Annotated in this window: 1 protein-coding gene; it reads left to right on the forward strand. The window is 68.0% G+C overall.

Annotated elements, in window-relative coordinates; all coding sequences use genetic code 11:
• The coding region (locus KN815_RS48295) for an acyl-CoA carboxylase subunit beta (protein WP_216348097.1) at positions 1–1,526 on the forward strand (1,526 nt) is incomplete at both ends.

Below are 1,526 nucleotides of genomic sequence, written 5' to 3' on the forward strand. Positions count from 1 at the left end.
CACACCACCGCGGGGAAGCTCGCGGATCTGAAGCGCCGTATCGAAGAGGCGACCCATGCGGGGTCCGCGCGCGCGGTGGAGAAGCAGCACGCCAAGGGCAAGCTGACCGCGCGCGAGCGCATCGACCTCCTCCTGGACGAGGGGTCCTTCACCGAGCTCGACGAGTTCGCCCGGCACCGCTCGACCAACTTCGGCATCGAGCAGAACCGCCCGTACGGCGACGGGGTCGTCACCGGCTACGGCACGGTCGACGGCCGCCCGGTGGCCGTCTTCTCCCAGGACTTCACGGTCTTCGGCGGGGCGCTCGGGGAGGTGTTCGGCGAGAAGATCGTCAAGGTCATGGACTTCGCGCTGAAGACCGGCTGCCCGGTCATCGGCATCAACGACTCCGGCGGCGCCCGCATCCAGGAGGGCGTGGTCTCGCTCGGCATGTACGGCGAGATCTTCCGCCGCAACACCCATGCCTCCGGAGTGATCCCGCAGATCAGCCTGGTCGTGGGCCCGTGCGCGGGCGGGGCGGTCTACTCCCCGGCGATCACCGACTTCACGGTGATGATCGACCAGACCTCGCATATGTTCATCACCGGCCCCGATGTGATCAAGACCGTCACCGGTGAGGACGTCGGCTTCGAGGAGCTGGGCGGCGCCCGGACGCACAACACCACCTCCGGTGTCGCGCACTACATGGCCGGGGACGAGAAGGATGGCATCGAGTACGTCAAGACCCTGCTGTCCTACCTCCCCTCCAACAACCTCTCCGAGCCCCCGGCCTTCGCCGACGAGGCCGATCTGGAGGTCTCGGACGAGGACCGGGAGATGGACACGCTCATCCCGGACTCGGCGAACCAGCCGTACGACGTGCACAAGGCCATCGAGCACGTCCTGGACGACAACGAGTTCCTGGAGACGCAGGCGCTCTTCGCGCCCAACATCATCACCGGCTTCGGCCGGGTCGAGGGCCATCCGGTGGGCATCGTGGCCAACCAGCCGATGCAGCTCGCCGGCTGTCTGGACATCGACGCCTCCGAGAAGGCCGCACGCTTCGTGCGCACCTGCGACGCGTTCAACGTGCCCGTGCTGACCTTCGTGGACGTGCCCGGCTTCCTGCCCGGCACCGACCAGGAGTACAACGGCATCATCCGGCGCGGCGCCAAGCTGATCTTCGCCTACGCGGAGGCCACCGTCCCGCTGATCACGGTCATCACCCGCAAGGCGTTCGGCGGCGCGTACGACGTGATGGGCTCCAAGCATCTGGGCGCGGACCTCAACCTGGCCTGGCCCACCGCCCAGATCGCGGTCATGGGCGCCCAGGGCGCGGTCAACATCCTCCACCGGCGCACCATCGCCGCCTCCGACGACCCGGAGACGACCCGCACCGAGCTGATCGCGGACTACGAGGACACCCTGCTGAATCCGTATATCGCGGCCGAGCGAGGCTACGTCGACGCTGTGATCATGCCCTCCGAGACCCGCCGCCACATCGTCCGCGGACTGAGGACCCTGCGGAACAAGCGCGAAGCGCTGCC

This window comes from Streptomyces niphimycinicus, assembly GCF_018883605.1.
In the GTDB taxonomy this organism is placed as follows: Bacteria; Actinomycetota; Actinomycetes; order Streptomycetales; family Streptomycetaceae; genus Streptomyces; species Streptomyces niphimycinicus.